Here is a 17,314-nt window from a genome sequence, read left to right as displayed (position 1 = left end):
CGTGCTGCTGGTGATGCTCTTCAACCTCTTCCAGGCATCGACGCCGCCTCGGGGGTTGGGTCAGACCTCCTATTCCGACTTCCTGGCCGATGTGGACCGGGGCTCGGTGGCCGACGTCACCATCCAGGGAAGCGGTATTTCCGGTCACTTCACCGATGGTCGCCCCTTCACCACCTATATGCCGCAGGACGCCAACGTGGTCGACAAGCTGCGCGGCCAGAACGTGCGGATCACCGCCGTTCCGCCCGGCGACGATACGCCCACCCTGTGGAGCGTGCTGGTCTCCTGGTTCCCCATGCTGCTGCTGATCGGCGTCTGGGTGTTCTTCATGCGCCAGATGCAGTCGGGCGGCGGCAAGGCCATGGGCTTCGGCAAGTCCCGCGCCCGCCTGCTGACCGAAAAGACCGGCCGCGTCACCTTCGAGGACGTGGCGGGCATCGATGAGGCCAAGCAGGAGCTTGAGGAAATCGTCGAATTCCTCAAGGATCCCCAGAAGTTTCAGCGTCTTGGCGGCAAGATTCCGAAAGGCTGCCTGTTGGTCGGCCCGCCCGGCACCGGCAAGACCTTGCTGGCTCGCGCCATCGCCGGCGAAGCCAATGTGCCGTTCTTCACCATTTCCGGTTCCGACTTCGTGGAGATGTTCGTCGGCGTCGGAGCAAGCCGCGTCCGCGACATGTTCGAGCAAGGCAAGAAGAACGCTCCCTGCATCATCTTCATCGATGAAATCGACGCGGTGGGCCGTCACCGCGGCGCCGGTCTCGGCGGCGGCAATGACGAGCGCGAGCAGACCCTGAACCAGTTGCTGGTGGAGATGGATGGCTTCGAATCCAACGAAGGCGTCATCCTGATCGCGGCGACCAACCGCCCCGACGTGCTGGACCCGGCGCTGCTGCGTCCCGGCCGCTTCGACCGGCAGGTGACGGTGCCCAATCCCGACATCCTGGGCCGCGAGAAGATCATCAAGGTCCATATGCGCAAGGTGCCGCTGTCGCCCGACGTGGACGCCCGCGTCATCGCGCGCGGCACCCCCGGCTTTTCCGGCGCCGATCTGGCCAATCTGGTCAACGAGGCGGCCCTGCTGGCGGCGCGTATCGGCAAGCGGGTGGTGACCATGTCCGACTTCGAGGCCGCCAAGGACAAGGTGATGATGGGGGCCGAACGGCGCTCCATGGTCATGTCCGAGGAGGAGAAGAAGCTGACCGCCTATCACGAGGCGGGCCACGCCCTGGTGATGATGCATGTGCCCGGCCACGAGCCGCTGCACAAGGTCACCATCATTCCGCGGGGACGCGCCCTGGGCCTGACCATGTCGCTGCCCGAGCGGGACCGCTATTCCCTGTCGCTGCGCCAGATCAAGTCCATGATCGCCGCCTTCTTCGGCGGCCGCGTGGCGGAAGAGATGATCTTCGGCCTCGACGCGGTGACCACCGGCGCGTCCAACGACATCCAGCGCGCCACCGAACTGTCGCGCAAGTTGGTGACCGAATTCGGCTTCTCCGAGAAGCTGGGGCCGCTGCGCTACAACGACAACCAGGAGGAAATCTTCCTGGGCCATTCGGTGACCCAGCACAAGAGCGTGTCCGAAGCCACCTCCAGCCTGATCGATTCCGAGGTTCGCCGCTTCGTGGAGGAGGGCGAGAACACCGCCCGTGAAATCCTCGCCAAGTTCCGCGCCGAGTTGGAGATCATCGCCAAGGGGCTGCTGGAATACGAGACCTTGTCCCGTGACGACATCGACACCCTGATCCGGGGCGAGCCCCTGGTGAAGGGCGACAGCGACTATCGCCCCAAGGACCAGCCCCGCCGCTCCTCGGTGCCGACCTCCGGCCCCGCCGGTCGCGGCAGCTTCGGGCCAGAGCCCCAACCCGGTGCCTGAGGCCCTGGTGTCATCCGCCTTCCGTCGAAGCCCCGCCTTGCCGCGGGGTTTCGCGCATGAAGGGCTCGATCTCGCCCGCAATCTCTATCTGCTGCCCACCGGACTGGTGTGGGGCGAGCAGGCCGCCGCCGCAATCATCTCGGGCAACGGCTGGCCGCTGGCCGATGGTTGGGCCGCCTTCACCGCGCTCGCCGTCGCCCTGCGCCGGGAGGAGGGCGGTGCCGACCTCGCGGTGGCGCCGTTCAACGAGGCGGTGGAATGGGCCGAGGGCGAAAGCCCCGACATCGCCCGCCATGTGGCCCAGGCCATCCACCGCATCGGCGCCAAGCGCCCCGCCTGGGGCGGGCTGGAGATGGATCGCCCTCATGTCATGGGCATCGTCAATGTGACGCCCGACAGCTTCTCCGACGGCGGCGAGGCCTTCGCCCATGCCGACGCCGTCGCCCGCGCTCTGGCCATGGTCGAGGCGGGCGCCTCCCTGATCGACGTGGGCGGCGAATCCACCCGGCCCGGCGCCCAGCCGGTCTCGGTGGAGGAGGAAGAGCGGCGCGTCCTCCCCGTGGTGCGCGCCTTGGCCGAGAAGGGCATTTGCGTCTCCATCGACACCCGCCATGCCCGAATTATGGCGGCGGCGGTGGCGGCGGGGGCGAAAATCATCAACGACGTCACCGCGCTCAGCCATGATCCCGACGCCCTGGCGGTGGCGGCCCGCACCGGGGCCGATCTGTGCCTGATGCACATGCGGGGCGATGATCCCCGCACCATGCAGACCGATCCCCACTATGATTGTGCACCCCTAGACGTGCTGGACGGCCTCGCCGAGCGGGTGGAGGCCTGTCGCGTCGCCGGAATTCCGCTGTCGCGGATCTGCGTCGATCCCGGCATCGGCTTCGGCAAGACGGCGGGGCATTGCGCCCAGATCCTGGGATCGCTGGCGCTTTATCACGGTCTTGGCTGCCCGGTCCTCTTGGGCGTGTCGCGCAAAAGCTTTGTCGCGAAGCTATCCAGGGGCGAGGACGCCCAGCACCGCTTTCCCGGCACCCTGGCCGCCAATCTGGCGGGCCTGGATGCCGGGATGCAGGTGTTGCGGGTTCACGACGTGGCGGAGACGGTGCAGGCGGTCGCCGTGTGGCGGGCGATGCGGGGAGGGGGATAAGTCGCGACTTGACGAAAAAATGTCCCGTCACGTCGCGGCCCTTTCATTTCGCCGCGGCAGGCAAGGAGACGGTGGTCGGCTGGAAGGGCGGTGTGCCCTTGTCGGCCCATTCAAGCGTGATTGTCCGTGCCGCGCTTCTGAGATCGGCCTCGGTCTTTCCCCCCGTCTTGGGAGCGAGTAAGAGGACGAGGGAGAGTTGGTTGCTCTCGGCATCGTAATTTTGCGCGACCTTAAGGGGGAAATCAGAGTTGATGGTCGCCTTGATCTTCGACTTGCCGGGAGAGAAACCCGGAAAAGCCAGCTTTGCCTTCTGGGGCAATGACACCGTGATCGGCTGATCCAGCTTGGTCATTGGACCATCGGTCGAAACAGCGGCCTGAGGCTCGGAGCCGTAATAGACGATTTGGGCCGAAATGGGCTTGTACTCGGGGTCGCCACCCGGGTGCCGGGTCACGACCAGTCTGGCCTCCAACAGGGGGGCCGACTTGCCCTTTAGATTGATGTCCTCGGGATCGAGGGTGATTTTTTGGGCATAGGTCAGGCCGTCGTTGCTCGCCGAAACGGCTCCGGTTCCACTGATCCAGGTGGCTGGGACTCCGCCGCGGGGCGTGGTCGGCCGGACCTGAAGAGAGAGGGAGGCATAGTCCTTAAGCGGAGACCCGGTCTTTACCGTCAGCATGCCGCCGGTATTGACCAGATAATGGGTGACGGATGAGGACATGTTGCCCGGCAGGTTCGGATTCGGCTCTGCCGTGCCATTGCAGTTTTTTGGGCTGACGATATTCCTGAGCGCACGGGCGGGGCCGTCACGAGTCCATACCACCAGTTCCGCGTCCGTCATCGCCTTTGGCAACTTGCTGGAATCAAAGGTTGCCGCCAGCCCTGCCATATCGGGCAGGACATCGATCTGAGTGGCCTTGATCCCATTGAGATAGACCTGACTGCCCCGCCAGATGCTGGAGCCGTAGATCAGGATCGTGGTCTCCGATCCACATACAGTGACGGTGTTCGGGCTGGTGTCGATGATCCGGGTATTGGCCAGGGAGCCGCCGAAGGTGGCGCGCGCCAGCGCCTCGCTCAGACCGTCGAAATCGGCCCGGTTGGGAGACAGGTGTTTGACGATGCTTCGCTTCGCCGTCAGGTTCTCCTCGCCGTCCAGGGCCGACTTGGCGCTCTCGCCCTCATTCCAGTTGGCGATCCAGGCGCTTTCCACATCGAGGTTGATATAGGGCCACCATCCAGGAACCGAAATTTCGGCGGTCAGGGTGTGATCGCGCACGCCCTGGACCAGGGTGAGCTTTTGCGATGCGGGATCAAGCGCCACATGGGGGCCGAAAACCCAACCAAATTGAGGCAACGGAACCTGATTTCCCTCCGGAATTTTGCTTCCGGCAAATCCGACCACCAGGGGGATGCGCTCGCGCGCATCGACCTTACCCAGGGCGGAGCGGGTGTAATTGATATTGGCATTGGCCGTGGTGCCCTGAGCCATCAGGTTGGCGGTGACCGCGAGTCCCAATTCGAGCGAGGTGATGGCGGAGGTCGCGGTGGACATGCGCTGGACCAGTTCCGTCGGTGTCGCGGCATAAGCGGCGGCGATGGCGGGAGGGGGGGCCTTCCTCGTTGTTTTGGCGGAACTTCTTATAAAGTCACTGAACTCCTGCGGCACCGAACTCGTAAGGAGCTTCGCGCAGGCTTCTTTTGCCTTATCCGTCCCTCGCAATCGTCCGCGAAAGCGGCTCGCCTCGAATTCAAGGGATTGGATCGCCGAGACGAGGCGCTCAATCTTCTGAATCGCCGCGTCATCATTCAACTCGTTCCAATCGCCCATACCGCGAATGGACGCCGCGACATAACTTGCGAGGGAGGTCGCCCGACCGCCTGGGCCAGCAAGTTCAAACGCATCATAAATTGATAGCGGGTAATATGGTGATTTAGGGTGTTTCATATCTTCAAATGATGTCTTTGACCTGGATTCATCATTAATCTCGCAGTGATCATTTATTTCAAGTCCATAAATAATGTCATTGTATCTATTTGTCGGTGTATATGGCTTTCCGCTTTCGATAGACCTTCTTTCATTTATTTCATGTATGCGAAATTCGTCTTGAATGATGGTGTTGACATTGGCAATGGTATTTGCGGCCCTTCTTATTATGCTCACATCGTCTATCAAACGCTGGGCGTCGCCAAGCAATTCAGGAGGAACCACAATCTTGATGATGGCATTTGTATTTCCAATTGAAAGGTCAACATATCGATACAGAGGGCTGCCACCCGCCATGGCGAGATAATTGGTGTCTGCCTTTCGCTTTACACTCAGTCCATTCAATCGATAGGAGACGTGGGCAAGCCATAATTTATACAAATCATTGATGGCCTGCCCATCGATGTTTGGCGGCCGTACCGTAATTCTTGTCGCCGCATATTTGTCTTTACGCTCTCCCGGCAATACCGTGGCGTTGAATTGCAGGCGATAGAGGGCGCTGCCGCGGACGTCGTGGCCGTCATCCAGTCCGGCGGTTGCCAGCTTGGCGCGGATTTCGTCGCGATAGGCCTCGCGATCATGAAACTCTTCCAGCGGCGAGGAACTGATGCCATCCGTTCCGCTTGCCCCGGTGCCTGGAAATTTACTGGCATCGGGGCTAGCAGGGGAATTGGCGATCTGCTTCTTAATGGCATCGATGTCCGCCTGGAGGCTTTGTATCTTGGCGTTGAGAGCGTCCACCTTTGTCTGCTCGACCGGTACGGTCCCATTGGCGGTGCCGGGCGTCGTGCTGGCGATTTCATCGTTCAATCGCTTCCGGGCGATCTCGGCATTGAGCTTGGCATTGGTCAGGTCGGCCTGCTTTTGCTGCAACTCGATCTGATATTGAAGTTTGTCGAGTTGCTCGGTCCGGCGCGCCTGCGCCATGGCCATGGGGTCGATGGTTACGCTTCCAGTGGCCTTGAGGGCCTGCATCATCTGGACCTCGCGTTTGATTTGAGGCTCGAAGCTGAGGCTGGTGCTCTTGCCGAGCAGGTCGCGCAGATAGGCGACTTCATCGCGGCGATCATTGATCAGCGTCTCGCGGGCGAAGATCTGCGGATCGCTGATTTGGATGGCGGCTGGCTTCTGAGGGCCGCTTTCGTCGATGCTGTCCACCGCGAGGGCATAAGGATTTTGATTGCAGCCAGACAGTACAGTCGCCCCAGCGGCGAAGCCTAACGCAGCGAGTTTCCTCATCATTGTGCCCCCTTGCCGAATTATCCGTTAAAAGATAATCCGCATCAGGATAATATGCACTCAATAAGTTATGCGCGTCACCTCTATCACGGTAAGATAGTCCGGTGTCGAGTGTAACGCTATGAAATCGGCGAGAATCAAGGGGCGATGACGTCCCATCCAGAGACGGACTCCGGCAAGCCGACTCCACAACGGGGCAAAGCTGAATGCCTTGCGTGCCCCCCCCCTTTCCCCTTCCCATTCCGTCCGGCGCTTGGTAATCAATCCCCCTCTGCTAGAGGGAAGATGACCAGATTATGACGCGCAAGCTGTTCGGCACCGACGGGGTGCGAGGCACCGCCAATATCGAGCCCATGACCGCCGAGATGGCGCTGAAGCTGGGGATGGCCGCCGGGCGGCATTTCACCCGGGGCGACCATCGTCACATGGTGGTGATCGGCAAGGATACGCGGCTGTCGGGCTATCTGCTGGAACCGGCGCTGACGGCGGGGTTCATCTCGGTGGGCATGGACGTCATGCTGTTGGGGCCGCTGCCGACTCCGGCGGTGGCCATGCTGACCCGGTCGTTGCGGGCCGATCTGGGCGTCATGATCTCGGCGTCTCACAATCCTTATGAAGACAACGGCATCAAGCTGTTCGGCCCCGACGGCTACAAGCTGTCCGACGAGGACGAGCTGACCATCGAGGCCAGCATGTTCAACGGGCTTGAGGCCTATCGGGTCGGCTCCGACCATCTTGGCCGCGCCAAGCGGCTGGACGACGCCAACGGCCGCTATATCGAATACGCCAAGAACACCTTTCCGCGCGGGCTACGCCTGGACGGGCTGAAGATCGTGGTCGATTGCGCCAACGGCGCCGCCTACAAGGTCGCCCCCACCGTGCTGTGGGAACTGGGCGCCGAGGTGGTGCCCGTCGCGGTCAATCCCGACGGCTTCAACATCAACAAGGATTGCGGCTCGCTGCACACCGAGGTGATGCGCCAGCAGGTGGTGACCCATGGCGCCCATCTGGGCATCGCGCTGGACGGCGACGCCGACCGGGTGGTGCTGTGCGACGAATTGGGACACATGATCGACGGCGACCAGCTGATGGCGCTGGTGGGCGACCTGTGGTCGCGCTCCGGCCAGCTCAAGGGCGGCGGCGTCGTCGCCACCGTCATGTCCAATCTAGGGCTGGAACGCTTCCTGGATCAGCGCGGCCTGGGGCTTGCGCGCACCAATGTGGGCGACCGCTACGTGCTCGAACACATGCGCAAGGAAGGCTATAACGTCGGCGGCGAGCAGTCGGGCCACATCATCCTGTCCGACTATTCCACGACCGGCGACGGACTGGTGGCCGCCTTGCAGGTGCTGGCCGCCCTGGTTCAAAGCGGCAAGCCCGCCAGCGAGATGCTGCGGCTGTTCCAGCCACTGCCCCAGATTTTGAAGAATGTGCGGGTGACCAATTCCTCGGTGGCAGAGGTGTTGGCCGCCGCCGCCGTTACCACCGCCATCGCCGACGGCGAAAGCCGCCTGAAGGGCCGCGGCCGCTTGCTGATCCGCAAGTCCGGCACCGAGCCGCTCATCCGCGTCATGGCGGAGGGCGAGGATGAGGCCCTGGTCACCGCCGTGGTCGACGATATCATCGAGACCATCCGGCGGGTGGCGGGTTAAGGCAAGCCTCGCCCTAAGCCGCCCGAGGCTGCGACCGACGGTCGAACCGTTCAATCACCAAGCTCATGCTCCTGGAGATGTCCGGGCATAGCTGGCTGAGGCGTGCCGCCAGGGAGAGGGCGCGGTCGACCTCGATTCTGTGACCGGCGGCTTCCGCCTCGAGGATTTTGGCGAGTTGGTCGATCTCTTCATATCGGTACTGCATGGAGAGCCTCGTGCTATGGTGAAGCGTCGCTGATATAGAGTGAGTCGTACATTAGAATGGTGCGATGCACAATAGGGTAAAGCCCCCATCTGGTGCTGTATTACAATTTGTCACCTAGATGTAGTCTCGCATCTGCGTTGTGGCAGAATGTCGCCAAGCCATTCCAAATGAGAGGATTGCAAATGAAGGGGCGCGTACTGGTGGTTGCGGGCTCGGATTCGGGCGGTGGCGCTGGAATTCAGGCGGACATCAAGGCGATTACTTGCCTGGGGGGCTATGCCACCACCGCCATTACCGCCCTGACGGCGCAAAACACCGTGGGCGTCAGCGCCATAGCCGAAGTGGCGCCCGGCTTCGTGCGCGCCCAGATGGCGGCGGTCCTGAGCGATATCGGCGCCGATTGCATCAAGACCGGCATGCTGGCCTCGTTCGCCATTGTCGAGGCGGTGGCCGAGGCCCTGGCCGAATTGGCGCCCTCGGTGCCGCTGGTTGTGGACCCGGTCATGGTGGCCAAGGGGGGAGCATCGCTGTTGGCCGACAGCGCCGCCGAAGCCATGGCGCGCCTGCTGCTGCCCCGAACGCGTCTGCTGACTCCCAATATTCCCGAGGCGGAGGTTCTGCTGGGCCGCGCCATTCCCGATCTGGCCGCCATGGAGCATGCCGTACTGGATTTGCTGGCGTTGGGCCCCCAGGTGGTGTTGCTCAAGGGCGGCCATATGGACGGCGATATCCTGGTCGATCTCTTGGCCGATGGGGCCGGTGTGCGCAGCTTTTCCGGCCGCCGTATCGTCAGCCGCTCCACCCACGGCACCGGCTGCACCCTGGCGTCCGCCATCGCCGCCGGCATCGCCCAGGGGATGGATGTGGACATGGCGGTGGCGCGGGCGCGCGACTATGTCCGCAAGGCCATCGAGACCGCTCCGGGTCTGGGCGCGGGCCACGGTCCGCTCAACCACGGACATCCCCTAGGCTGAGACAGTCGGAGCGAACCCTTGGCGGATACAGGCAAGCGCAAGCGGAACTTCGTGGCGGCCATCGTGCTGGCGGGTATCAGTTGGGCCGCCATCTACGCCGCCATTGCCGCCTGGCCCAGCCAATCCAAGACGCGCCCCATCAAGGTGGGGGTTTTGCATTCCTTGTCGGGCACCATGGCGGTGTCGGAACGCACCGTCGCCGACGCCACCTTATACGCCATCGAGGAGTTGAACCGGCGGGGCGGCGTGCTGGGCCGCAAGGTGGACGCGGTGGTGGTGGATGGCAAGTCCGACTGGTCCGTCTTCGCCGCCGCCGCCGAGCGCCTGATCGTCGCCGACAAGGTGTCGGCGGTGTTCGGCTGCTGGACTTCGGCCTGCCGCCGCACCGTCAAGCCGGTATTCGAACGCCATGACGCGGTACTGTTCTATCCGGTGCAGTACGAGGGTTTGGAGCAGTCGCCCAACATCGTCTATACCGGCGCCGCTCCCAACCAGCAGATCATTCCCGCCATCAAATGGAGCCTCGACCATCTGGGGCGCCGCCTGTTCCTGGTGGGCTCCGACTACGTGTTTCCGCGCACCGCCAACAAGATCATCGCCGCCCAGGTGGCCGCCTTGCAGGGCCAGGTGGTGGGCGAGGCCTATGCCGTCCTGGGCGACCAGGATTTCACGGCCATCGTTGACCAGATCAAGCGGGCCAGGCCCGACGTTATCTTCAACACCATCAACGGTGATTCCAATCTGGGCTTCTTCCGGGCGTTGCGCGATGCCGGGATTCATCCCGACCGGATTCCGGTCATGAGCTTTTCCATCGCCGAGGCCGAGGTCAAGGCCATGGGCGCCGAAATGCTGGTCGGCGATTATGCCGCCCGCAACTATTTCCAAAGCGTCGATACCGATGAGAACCGCGACTTCGTGTCGGGCTTCAAGGCTCGTTACGGCGAGGGCTATGTCACCACCGCCCCCATGGAGGCCGCGTATTTCGGCGTCATGCTGTGGGCCAAGGCGGTGGAAGAGGCGGGCTCGGCCGAGTTCCGCGACTTCCGCGCCACCATCAAGGGCCAGAGCATGGCGGCGCCGGGCGGCACCGTCACCATCGATCCGGTGACCCAGCATACCTGGAAGACGGTGCGCATCGGCCGCATCCGGGCCGATGGCAATTTCGAGATTCTGTGGGATTCCCAGCGGCCGGTCCGTCCGGTGCCGTATCCGTCCTTCCTGCCCAAGGGCGAGTGGATCAGCTTTCTCGACCGGCTCTACAGCGGTTGGGACGGTAATTGGGCGGCCCCCGCCCGGGTGGCGCGGCCATGAAGCGCATGGGCTTGGCGGTGGAGATCGCGGCCGGTTATCTGCTGTTGGGGGTCTTGCCGCTGCTGATGGTGGTCTGGGCCTATTTCAGCGTGTCGGAGCGGGCGCTGGAAGACGAGATCCGCCACAATGTGGCCTCGCTGGCCGACCAAAAGACGGCGCGCATCGAGGCCTTGGCGCAGGAAAGGCTGCGCGAGATCTCCCTGCTGGCCTATATCCCCACCGTGGTGGAGGCCATGACGGCGTTGTCGCCCCCGGCCTCGCGCACCGCCGCGCAGGACCGCTTCCGGCCCATCTTGTCGCGTTTCGCCGATACCTATGGCGCCCGCAATCTGATGCTGGTCACCGCCGGGGGCGACGTGGCCTTCGCCTCCACCGCCGGACCGGCCAGCGGCACCAATCTGCTGAGCGGGTCGTTGCGCGGCTCGCTGCTGGCCAGTGTGTTCGACCGCGCCCGCACCTTGCTGGAAAGCGAGATGTCCGATTTCGCGCCCTCGGCGCCCTATGGCCAGCCCGCCGCCTTCGTGGCGTCGCCCATCCTGAATGGTGGCAGCCTGATCGGCGTCGTGGTCATGGAGATCGATCCCGCCGCCATCACCGACATCCTGGCCGATTACGCCGGTCTGGGCCGGACCGGCGAGACCCTGGCGGGCGGTCGGTTGGGCGGCGGGCGCATCGCCCTCTATGGACCGGTGCGCCACGCCCAGGCCCTGGCTCCCGAGCGCCAGTTGTCGGAATCAGATCCGCTGGGCCGTTTGTTCGACCGGGCGCTGCGCGGCGAGCGCGGTGTCGGCTTGGCGGAGGATTACCGGGGCGAGACGGTGCTGGCGGCGTGGCGTTATATTCCCAGCTTCCGCTGGGGCGTGGTGGTCAAGATGGATGTGTCCGAGACCCTGGCCAGCGTTGCGCGGTTGCGCGTCATGGGGCTTTGGATCGCGGGCATCGTCGCCATCTGCGGCTTGGTGATGGCCACCTTCATGTCGCGCGCCATCACCGGGCCGCTGCACGAATTGGGATTGGCGACCCGGACCTTGTCCAAGGGCGCGTTCGACGAGCCGGTGATGGTTGAGGGCAGTCAGGAAATCGCCGAACTGGCCAGCGCCTTCAACGACATGGCGTTGGAACTGCACACCTACCACCGGGGCCTGGAGCGCAAGGTCGCCGAGCGCACCCAGGAACTGCGGGACGCCAAGGAGCACGCCGAGGCGGCCACCAAGGCCAAGACCGAGTTCCTCGCCATGATGAGCCACGAGCTGCGCACCCCCATGAACGGCATCATCGGCATGACCGAACTGCTGAAGGACAGGGTGTCCGGCGACGATCAGGCCATGGCCTGGCTTGGCACCGTCCGCCAGTCGGGCGAGACCCTGACCGTGCTGCTGTCGGACATTCTGGACATGTCGCGGGTGGATGCGGGCGAGGTGGCGTTCGATCAGCGCGCCTTCAACCCGGCGGAGCTGGTCCACAGCCTCGTCTCCCTGATGCGGGTTCCCGCCGACGCCAAGGGCTTGCAACTGCACGGCCGCGTCGGCGAGGATGTGCCGGGCGAACTGGTGGGCGATCCGGCCCGGCTGCGGCAAGTCCTCCTCAACCTGCTGGGCAATGCCATCAAGTTCTCCGAGCAAGGTGGCATCGCCATCGCGGTGACGGTGGTGGAGACCGATGGCGGCCGGGTTCGCCTGCGGTTCCAGGTGACCGACAGCGGCATCGGCATCGCGCCCGACGCCGTCGAAGGATTGTTCGAGCCCTTCGCCCAACTGGATGCCTCCATTTCGCGGCGCTATGGCGGTGCCGGGCTCGGCCTGTCCATCTGCAAGCGCCTCGTGGATGGCATGGGCGGCGCCATCACGGTGGAAAGCGAAGTGGGGGTGGGAAGCTGCTTCACCGTGCTGCTGGACTTCGTCCGTTCGGAGGCCGCCGCCGGTCAGCCCGGACCGCCGGGCGACGAGTTGGAGCCGGTGCCGCCGCTGTCGGTGCTGATGGTCGAGGACGAGGAGGTCAATCGGCAGGTGCTGGCCGGGCTGCTGCTGCGGGCCGGGCATCGGGTCGTGACCGCCAAGAATGGCGCCGAGGCCATCGCCGCCGTGGGCGACGAGGATTTCGACGTGGCGCTGGTGGATATCCGGCTGCCCGGCATGGACGGCTTCGAGGCGACACGGCGCATGCGCGACGTGGTGGCGGGCCGAGGTGGCCGGTTGCCGGTGGTGGCGGTTACCGCCAATCTGATGCGCGATGACATGGCGGCTTGCGTCGAGGCGGGTATGCTGGACGTGGTCGCCAAGCCCATCGATCCCCGCCGCCTGCACCAAGTCCTGGCCGCCGTTCGGTCGGGCGCGGCTTCCGTCACGGCGGTCCAGGCCGAGTCCGAGCCCGATGGCCCCCTCAATCTTCGGCTGCTCGAGGAATTGGAAGAGGCGCTCGGCCTGGAGGAATTGGAGCGCCTGTCCATGGTCGCCGAGGCGGCGGTGCTGGCGGGATTGCAGCGTCTGCATCGTGCCATCGCCGAGAAACGCGACGAGGAGACCGCCGACGCCGCCCACCGATTGGCGGGCAGTGCCGGTTCCAATGGCATGGCGGCGCTGCGGGCGCTGGCGAAGGCGGTGGAAGGCGAGATCCGTGCCGGTGATCCGGCGCGGGCGACGTCCCTGGCGGCTTCGATGGATGGCGCCGCCGAAATCGGGCTGGCCGCCTTGAAGGCGTGGATCAGGTCGCGCGCGTGATCTTGGCGGTGAAGCGATAGCCGTGGCCGCGACAGGTCTCGATCAGCGCGGGATCAAGCAACTTCTTGCGCAGGCGGCTGATCAGGATGTCGACGCTGCGCGGTCCAGCCTCCGTTTCGGCCGAGCCCAGCGCCTCCATCAATTGGTCGCGGCTCTGCATGCGTCCGGCCCGCTCCACCAGGATGGACAGCAGATCGAATTCCGCCGGAGTCAGGTCGAGGGCGCGGCCGTGGCGGTCGGCCACCACCCGCTCACGCCCATCCATGGTCCAATCGGCGAAATCAAGTCGGTGGCCGTCCGCCTGCGGTCTGGATCCGGCGCGGCGCTCCAGCACGTTCTTGATGCGCGCCAGCAATTCGCGGGGATAGACCGGCTTGGCCAGATAATCGTCGGCGCCGATCTCGAGCCCCAGGGCGCGTTCGTCGGGGGCGCCCTTCTCGGTCACCATGATGATGCCCACGTCGTATCTGGCGCGGAGGTCGCGGGCCAGGGCAAATCCGTTGCCGTCGGGCAAGGTGACGTCCAGCAGGATCAAGTCGATGCCGCCATGATCCAGCCAAGCCCGCAGACCGGCGGCATCCTCTGACTGGGCCACGCGATATCCGGCCTTGGCGGCACAGGCGGCGATGATGCCCCTGACCGCCTCATCGTCATCGACCACCAGGATTTGCGGCTGTTGCGACATGACGCTCTTTTTTTGTTGCCTTGGAAAAATACCAGAAACACAGCCGACGTATAGTCTGCCGGTCACAGCCTGCACGTTCTTGCACCCGGCTGCCGTAAATGGCAGTGTCCGGTCGATTATGTTTTATGTAATGGCAAGTAAAGCAATAGTCTGTGTCGGGTTAATGGCCTAAAAACTAGGCATTGATATATTTGTTCCGACGTTGTGGTGGTGTTGATCGCATCGCATTGCCGACAAATGATTTTTTGCTGCACGTGCGTTGTTGTGGTCTGCGCGCTAGCATAGCGAAATATGCGAATGATTAGTTTTTAGGCGGCGACAGTGTTGCGGTGATTATTTAATGCGCTGATTCGGCGGGCTATTTGATGAAAGTTCCGCTAACGTATTGAAAAATAACAACATAGCCCTGTTGGCCCGATCCTTGCCTTACTCCCGGCATCGTCAACGTCTCGCACGGGAGACAGCACATGAAATTCGTTCGGGCCCTCGGCGCCGGTCTGCTGGCCGCCGCCTCGCTTCTGCCCTTCACGGCGGCAAATGCCGCCGATGACACCATCAAGGTCGGCGTCCTGCACTCGCTGTCGGGCACCATGGCCATTTCCGAGACCACCTTGAAGGACACCGTCCTGATGATGGTCGACGACATCAACAAGCATGGCGGCCTGCTGGGCAAGAAGGTGGAGGCCGTGGTGGTCGATCCCGCCTCGAACTGGCCGCTGTTCGCCGAAAAGGCGCGCGAACTGCTGGAAAAGGAAAAGGTCGCGGCGGTGTTCGGCTGCTGGACCTCGGTGTCGCGCAAGTCGGTGCTGCCGGTGTTCGAGCAGTTGAACGGCCTGCTGTTCTATCCGGTGCAGTACGAGGGCGAGGAAAGCTCGCGCAATGTGTTCTACACCGGCGCCGCGCCCAATCAGCAAGCCATCCCGGCGGTGGACTACCTGATGAGCAAGGACGGCGGCGAGGTGAAGCGCTGGGTTCTGGCTGGCACCGACTATGTCTATCCCCGCACCACCAACAAGATTCTCGAAGCCTATCTGAAGTCCAAGGGCGTCAAGGCCGAGGACATCATGATCAACTACACCCCGTTCGGTCATAACGACTGGCAGACCATCGTCGCCGACATCAAGAAGTTCGGCGCCGCCGGCAAGAAGACCGCCGTGGTGTCCACCATCAACGGCGACGCCAACGTGCCGTTCTACAAGGAACTGGCCAACCAGGGCATCAAGGCCGATCAGATCCCCGTCGTCGCCTTCTCGGTGGGCGAGGAAGAGCTGGCCGGTATCGACACCAAGAATCTGGTGGGCCATCTGGCCGCCTGGAATTACTTCCAGTCCGTCAAGGCGCCCGAGAACGACGCCTTCATCGCCCAGTGGAAGACCTTCATCAAGAATCCGAAGCGGGTGACCAACGATCCCATGGAAGCCACCTATATCGGCTTCAAGATGTGGACCCAGGCCGTCCAGCAGGCAGGCACCACCAATGTGGACGCGGTGCGCCAGGCCATGTACGGCCAGAAGGTGAAGAATCTGACCGGCGGTACCGCCGTGATGAACACCAACCATCACCTGTCCAAGCCCGTCCTGATCGGCGAGATCCAGGCCAACGGCCAGATGCAGACCGTGTGGAAGAGCAAGGACGTCATCAAGGCCGACGCCTGGAGCCCCTACATCCCGGAAAGCGCCAAGCTGAAGGCCGACTGGACCTATCCCTGGGTCTGCGGCAACTGCGCCGAGCCCAAGTTCAAGATGTAGCCTGTCCCACTTGCTTCCCGTCATTCCCGCGAAAGCGGGAATCCATGGCAGCCCCATGCACCATGGACCCCCGCTTTCGCGGGGGTGACGGAGGAGGGGGGTATTAAGAGAAATTCGTCCCTCGGGAGTTTGCCCCTTGAAAGCCTTCCGACTGCTCCTTGTCCTGTTGGCGCTGCTGGCCTGGGCACCTGCCCATGCCGACGAATTCTCGGACGCGGTGCGTGCGCTGAACGCCGATAATTTCGCCGACAAGATCGCCGCCGCCGAAGCTCTGTCCGCCCTGGGCGACGGCCGCGCCGCCGTCATCCTGGAAGCCCTGGCCGATGGCCGCCTGCATGCGGCGGGCGACGGGACCATCGTGATGGAGCAGGGCGGCGCCTATCGCGACGCCATCACCCAGGCCGCCGCCTCCAGCGCCGATGCCTCTCCCATTACCGTCAACAACCGCCTGCGCGGCGTGCTGCGCGGGGCGGTGGGACGGCTGGGTCTGTTCAGCCCCGATCCCGAGCTGCGCAAACGCGCCGCCGAATCGGTGATCGCCTCGCCCACCCCCGAATCCGCCGCCATGGTGCGCCGGGCGCTGGAGACCGAGACCTTGCCCGAGGTCAAGCGCATGCTGAGCCTCGCCCTCGCCAATCTGGATCTGGCCGATGCCGACCCGGAGCGGCGTAAGGCCGCCATCCAGGCTTTGAGGGACTCCTCCGATCCCATGGTGCGCGGGCAGCTGCAGCACATGCTGGAGACCGAGAGCGACCCCGAGGTCAAGGCCGCCGCCGACAAGGCGGTCGGCGCCATCAATTCCCGGCTGGTCTGGGTGTCGGTCGGCGCCAATATCTTCCAGGGTCTCAGCCTGGGCAGCGTGCTGCTGCTGGCCGCCATCGGCCTGGCGGTGACCTTCGGCGTCATGGGGGTCATCAACATGGCCCATGGCGAGATGATCATGCTGGGCGCCTATACCGCCTTCGTGGTCCAGGAGGTGTTCCGCGCCACCCTGCCGCCCGAATATGTGGGCCTCTACCTGCCGGTGGCGGTGCCGGTGGCCTTCGTCGTCACCTTCGTCATCGGCGTCGGTCTGGAACGCACCGTCATCCGCTTCCTCTATGGCCGCCCGCTGGAAACCATGCTGGCCACCTGGGGCATCTCGCTGATGCTGCAGCAACTGGTGCGGTCCATTTTCGGCGCCAGCAACCGCGAGGTGGCCAATCCCGCCTGGATGACCGGCGGCATCGATCTGATCGGCGGCTTCACGCTCACCTACAACCGGGTGATCATCATCGGCTTCTGCCTTGCGGTGCTGCTGGCCCTGGCGGCGCTGCTGCGCTGGTCCAGCTTCGGCCTCCATATGCGCGCCGTCACCCAGAACCGCCCCATGGCCGCCGCCATGGGCATTCCCACCGGCCGCATCGACGCGGCAACCTTCGGCCTGGGCTCGGGCATCGCCGGAATGGCGGGGGTGGCGCTGTCGCAGATCGGCAATGTCAGCCCCAATCTGGGCCAGGGCTATATCGTCGATTCCTTCATGGTGGTGGTGTTCGGCGGCGTCGGTTCGCTGTGGGGCACCCTGTTGGGCGCCCTGTCGCTGGGCCTCGTCAACAAGGTGCTGGAACCCTATGCCGGCGCCATGCTGGGCAAGATCCTGGTTCTGGTGGTCATCATCCTGTTCATTCAGAAACGTCCCAGGGGGCTGTTCGCCCTTAAGGGAAGGTCGGTGGAATCATGAACGCGCCGTCTCTCTCCGCCCGTCTGCTGGCCGCCGACGACCGC

11 protein-coding genes are annotated in these 17,314 nt (G+C 63.9%); 8 read left to right on the top strand and 3 right to left on the bottom strand.

Annotated features, from left to right (window positions below; all coding sequences use genetic code 11):
• Positions 1–13 precede the first annotated feature (13 nt).
• Both ftsH and folP read left to right on the top strand, forming a co-directional pair.
• Complete coding sequence (ftsH, locus tag CU669_RS18250; RefSeq protein WP_456095314.1) at positions 14–1,876, top strand: ATP-dependent zinc metalloprotease FtsH; 1,863 nt, start codon at positions 14–16, stop codon at positions 1,874–1,876.
• A gap of 37 nt (positions 1,877–1,913) precedes the next feature.
• Positions 1,914–3,032 carry a dihydropteroate synthase gene (gene folP, locus CU669_RS18245; RefSeq protein ID WP_239988778.1) on the top strand — a complete coding sequence of 373 codons (1,119 nt, stop codon included), beginning with the start codon at positions 1,914–1,916 and terminating at the stop codon, positions 3,030–3,032.
• Positions 3,033–3,075: 43 nt separating this feature from the next.
• Here folP and CU669_RS21200 read toward each other — a convergent pair whose 3' ends face one another.
• The gene (locus tag CU669_RS21200) at positions 3,076–6,261 is read right to left on the bottom strand and encodes a hypothetical protein (RefSeq protein WP_146747783.1); all 3,186 of its coding nucleotides are present in this window, start codon (positions 6,259–6,261) and stop codon (positions 3,076–3,078) included.
• A gap of 290 nt (positions 6,262–6,551) precedes the next feature.
• Between CU669_RS21200 and glmM the strand changes: the two genes are divergently transcribed.
• Entirely contained in the window at positions 6,552–7,910 is a 1,359-nt protein-coding gene (gene glmM / locus CU669_RS18230) for a phosphoglucosamine mutase (RefSeq protein ID WP_192884636.1), read from the top strand.
• A gap of 13 nt (positions 7,911–7,923) precedes the next feature.
• Here glmM and CU669_RS18225 read toward each other — a convergent pair whose 3' ends face one another.
• Positions 7,924–8,115, bottom strand: coding sequence for a hypothetical protein (locus tag CU669_RS18225; RefSeq protein ID WP_239988777.1), 192 nt, complete (start codon positions 8,113–8,115; stop codon positions 7,924–7,926).
• Positions 8,116–8,297: 182 nt separating this feature from the next.
• On the opposite strand from CU669_RS18225, the gene thiD reads away from it, so the two are divergent.
• From thiD to CU669_RS18210, 3 genes are read left to right on the top strand one after another with little or no spacing between them, the layout of a single operon-like run.
• Positions 8,298–9,089 carry a bifunctional hydroxymethylpyrimidine kinase/phosphomethylpyrimidine kinase gene (gene thiD / locus CU669_RS18220; protein WP_112147025.1) on the top strand — a complete coding sequence of 264 codons (792 nt, stop codon included), beginning with the start codon at positions 8,298–8,300 and terminating at the stop codon, positions 9,087–9,089.
• Between the two features lie 18 nt (positions 9,090–9,107).
• Positions 9,108–10,400 carry an urea ABC transporter substrate-binding protein gene (urtA, locus tag CU669_RS18215; protein ID WP_112147024.1) on the top strand — a complete coding sequence of 431 codons (1,293 nt, stop codon included), beginning with the start codon at positions 9,108–9,110 and terminating at the stop codon, positions 10,398–10,400.
• Complete coding sequence (locus tag CU669_RS18210) at positions 10,397–13,117, top strand: hybrid sensor histidine kinase/response regulator (RefSeq protein ID WP_146747782.1); 2,721 nt, start codon at positions 10,397–10,399, stop codon at positions 13,115–13,117. The genes urtA (CU669_RS18215) and CU669_RS18210 overlap by 4 nt, the downstream gene beginning before the upstream one ends.
• Here the strand turns inward: CU669_RS18210 and CU669_RS18205 are convergent.
• Positions 13,101–13,802, bottom strand: coding sequence for a response regulator transcription factor (locus CU669_RS18205; protein WP_112147022.1), 702 nt, complete (start codon positions 13,800–13,802; stop codon positions 13,101–13,103). The genes CU669_RS18210 and CU669_RS18205 overlap by 17 nt on opposite strands.
• Before the next feature lie 467 nt (positions 13,803–14,269).
• Between CU669_RS18205 and urtA (CU669_RS18200) the strand changes: the two genes are divergently transcribed.
• Positions 14,270–15,550, top strand: a complete 1,281-nt coding sequence (urtA, locus tag CU669_RS18200; protein ID WP_112147021.1) for an urea ABC transporter substrate-binding protein — start codon at positions 14,270–14,272, stop codon at positions 15,548–15,550.
• A gap of 136 nt (positions 15,551–15,686) precedes the next feature.
• Positions 15,687–17,270, top strand: a complete 1,584-nt coding sequence (gene urtB, locus CU669_RS18195) for an urea ABC transporter permease subunit UrtB (RefSeq protein WP_239988776.1) — start codon at positions 15,687–15,689, stop codon at positions 17,268–17,270.
• Positions 17,271–17,314: the final 44 nt, after the last annotated feature.

It is taken from the genome of Paramagnetospirillum kuznetsovii, from assembly GCF_003284725.1.
Classification (GTDB): Bacteria; Pseudomonadota; Alphaproteobacteria; order Rhodospirillales; family Magnetospirillaceae; genus Phaeospirillum; species Phaeospirillum kuznetsovii.
Note: the sequence above shows the minus strand (reverse complement) of the source record. Positions and strands in the feature narration are given on the sequence as shown.

Bases quoted from the DNA above. Each gene is read 5' to 3' on its own strand.
- thiD (WP_112147025.1), top strand. From the start codon at position 8,298: ATGAAGGGGCGCGTACTGGTGGTTGCGGGCTCGGATTCGGGCGGTGGC.
- ftsH (WP_456095314.1), top strand. From the start codon at position 14: ATGCTCTTCAACCTCTTCCAGGCATCGACGCCGCCTCGGGGGTTGGGT.
- urtA (WP_112147021.1), top strand. From the start codon at position 14,270: ATGAAATTCGTTCGGGCCCTCGGCGCCGGTCTGCTGGCCGCCGCCTCG.
- CU669_RS18225 (WP_239988777.1), bottom strand. From the start codon at position 8,115: ATGCAGTACCGATATGAAGAGATCGACCAACTCGCCAAAATCCTCGAG.
- CU669_RS18210 (WP_146747782.1), top strand. From the start codon at position 10,397: ATGAAGCGCATGGGCTTGGCGGTGGAGATCGCGGCCGGTTATCTGCTG.
- CU669_RS18205 (WP_112147022.1), bottom strand. From the start codon at position 13,802: ATGTCGCAACAGCCGCAAATCCTGGTGGTCGATGACGATGAGGCGGTC.
- CU669_RS21200 (WP_146747783.1), bottom strand. From the start codon at position 6,261: ATGATGAGGAAACTCGCTGCGTTAGGCTTCGCCGCTGGGGCGACTGTA.